General features: G+C 71.9%; 4 protein-coding genes. 3 read left to right on the top strand and 1 reads right to left on the bottom strand.

Going from position 1 to position 2,582, the window contains the following annotated elements; translation table 11 throughout:
* Together G6021_RS14210 and G6021_RS14215 are read left to right on the top strand one after the other, a co-directional pair.
* Positions 1 to 1,169, top strand: a 1,169-nt coding sequence (locus G6021_RS14210) for an ABC transporter permease (RefSeq protein ID WP_182641557.1), incomplete at its 5' end; no start/stop codon positions are given.
* Positions 1,170 to 1,238: 69 nt separating this feature from the next.
* Positions 1,239 to 2,048, top strand: coding sequence for a hypothetical protein (locus tag G6021_RS14215; RefSeq protein WP_182639291.1), 810 nt, complete (start codon positions 1,239 to 1,241; stop codon positions 2,046 to 2,048).
* 1 nt (position 2,049) lies between these two features.
* On the opposite strand, the gene G6021_RS14220 is transcribed toward G6021_RS14215, so the two are convergent.
* Positions 2,050 to 2,379 (bottom strand): DUF4229 domain-containing protein, encoded by a 330-nt coding sequence (locus tag G6021_RS14220; RefSeq protein WP_179523207.1) that lies wholly within the window; start codon positions 2,377 to 2,379, stop codon positions 2,050 to 2,052.
* A gap of 39 nt (positions 2,380 to 2,418) precedes the next feature.
* On the opposite strand from G6021_RS14220, the gene G6021_RS14225 reads away from it, so the two are divergent.
* Positions 2,419 to 2,580: a hypothetical protein gene (locus G6021_RS14225; RefSeq protein ID WP_182641558.1), complete on the top strand. Its 162-nt coding sequence runs from the start codon at positions 2,419 to 2,421 to the stop codon at positions 2,578 to 2,580.
* The last annotated feature ends 2 nt before the right edge of the window (positions 2,581 to 2,582 follow it).

A 2,582-nucleotide genomic window follows, 5' to 3' on the forward strand; every position in this document is an offset into this window, starting at 1 on the left:
GCACTGTGGTCGGACCGGTCCTCGGACCCGTCGGCCTGCTCGGCGCACGCAACACCGCGCGCAGTCCGCGCCGCACGGCCGCCACCTCGGCCGCCGTGCTGGTGGGCGTGACCCTCACCTCGACCATGGTCACCGGGATCGCCCTGCTGGGGCCCGCCATCGAGTCGCGACTGGTCGACCGCGTCCCGCTGGACGTTGCCGTCACCGCACCCGACGGGATGTTGCCCGGCGGGCTGCCCGAGCAGCTGGCGGGACTGGACGGGGTGGCGGACTCCCTCGTCGTCGTCGACATGTACGCCCGCGACGACGACGGTAGGCGCACGGTCCTGCGCGTGGCCGATCCGTCACGGGTGGCACAGGTGATGCGCCGCGAGGTCACCCTTCCCGGCCCGGGCGAGATCGTGCTGCCCGAGTCCTCCCCCGTCGCCGCGGACGCCCGTGACGGCGACACCGTCCGGTTCCGCTTCTTCACCGACGACGACGGACGGGACCTCGTCGTGCGCCGCTCGTCCGACCAGTGGGCCCTCGCCGCCCCGGGCAGCGTCCCCGACTGGCCCGTGGCGCACCTGCCGGACGGATCCCCCTGGCCGGAGGGTCAGGAGATCCCGCAGCAGTTCGTCCCGCGCACCGAGCAGTGGCTGCGGATGGACGACGACCTCGAGGGCGGGTCCCTCGAGGCGGCGCTCGACGGGGTGAGGTCGGCGGTGGTGGACGCCGACCCGTCGCTGGCGGTCACCGAGACGTTCGCCTCCCGCGACCAGATCGCGGGCTCCGTCCGGACCGTGCTCACGTCCAGTTCGCTCCTGCTGGCGGTGGCGGTGGCGCTCGCACTGGTGGGAGTGGTCAACACGCTCACGCTCGCGGTCCGGGAGCGGACGCGCGAGATCGGGTTGCTCCGCGGCGTGGGCGTCACCCGGACCGGCGTGTGGCTGATGCTCGTCGCGGAGACCGCACTGGTGGCGGCGAGCGCCTCGGCACTCGGGGTGGTCCTGGGTGCGGCGTTCGGCAGGCTCGGCGCGGTCGCCATGGTGGGCCCCGGGATCGCCGGTAACATCGCGCCACCGGTGACCGATCTGATCACGGTGGGAGTCGGTGGGCTCGGGGCCGCCGTCCTCGCCGCCGCCGTGGCCTCACTCGGCGCGGTCCGCACGCGGGCGGCCGGCATCTGACCCCCGGCATGACGTGTTCCACAGCGTCGACCGGTAGCCATCCTTTGACGGAACTGAGACACTATCGTTATGCAAATTCGGGTGCTCCTGTCCGCCGGCGCGATCGCGCTGGTGGCGGCGTCGTGCGCACAGCCGGATCCGCAGGTCCTGTCGGAAGCCCCGGGGTCCGCCTCTGCCACCGAACTGACCTCCGCGGCCGAACCGACCGAGCGTGAGACCCAACCGGGTCGCTTCATCGCGCGGTGCGCGACCGAGGCCGACGGCGGCACCCCCGGGATGACCGTCTTCACGGACGGTAGCCAGAGCGTCACCGACCACTGCCTCAGCCGCTATTACATCGGGGTGCAGCCCGCCCCGGGTGCGCTGTACGTCGCCGACGACGAGACGGGGACCTACGCTCCTCCCCGCCAGCCCGCGGCGGGCACCCCGACCACCCAGTGGACTCCGGCCCAACCGCGGACGGACGTCGGTGTGCAGGATCCGTGGTTCGACGCCGACGAGCCCGACGGGGACCCGGACGAGCCGACGGAGAACGGTCCGGGCGACGGCACCACCGAGGAGACGACACCGGGCACGCCGGTGACCCCACCGGAGGGCACGACGCCGCCGACCACCTCACCGACCAGCCCGCCCACCTCTCCCGGAGGCACGGAGCCCTCCACCCCGGGCGAGGTCGAGACCACCACGACCGGGGGACAGGTCAGCCAACCCACCACCGGATCCACGGAACCGGCGCCGACAGAGGTGCCGACCGCGCCCGGAACCGTCGAGTCCGAACCCCCGGCAGCCCAGAACTCGGTCCTGCCGCCGTTCGGGTGGAGGGGTTCGTTCGGGTCGGAGCAGCTCCCGGCGCTGCCCTGGCCCGCACCGACCAGCTAGGTCAGGCCTCGTCCATCCGACGACGCAGGTCCTCGCGCTTGGCCCGCCGGTCGGCGTCGACCGCCGAGATGTCGGAGTTGATCTCCGCGCGCAGGCGGGTGAACAGGATCATGGACAACGGTAGCGCGACCACCACCGAGAGTATCGCCGCGACGAGCACCGGGACGTCCACCCCGGCGAGGCGGCCGATCCCTATGATGACCAGGGTCAACGCCACGACCATCAGCAGTCTCAACACGGTGTAGAACATCATGTTGCGGGCCAGCCGTGCGCCGGGCCTGGTTCCGGTGGTCACCTGTGCCGGGATTGCCGACTCGTCTCGCTCGCTCATGAACACCAGGATACGTATCGTGGTGCGAAGGAGGTTCGAGTGATCTGGCTGTTCGCACTCATCGGTGTGGTGACCGTGGCAATCCTGCTGTGGCGGGCCTTCGGGCCCGGTTCACGGTCGGCCCCGCCGCGGGTGATCGCACCGGACGACGACCCTGATTTCCTACGGGATCTCGACGGGCGTAAACCCCTGGACCCCTAGCG

This window comes from Dietzia sp. CW19 (assembly GCF_014145265.1).
Classification (GTDB): Bacteria; Actinomycetota; Actinomycetes; order Mycobacteriales; family Mycobacteriaceae; genus Dietzia; species Dietzia natronolimnaea.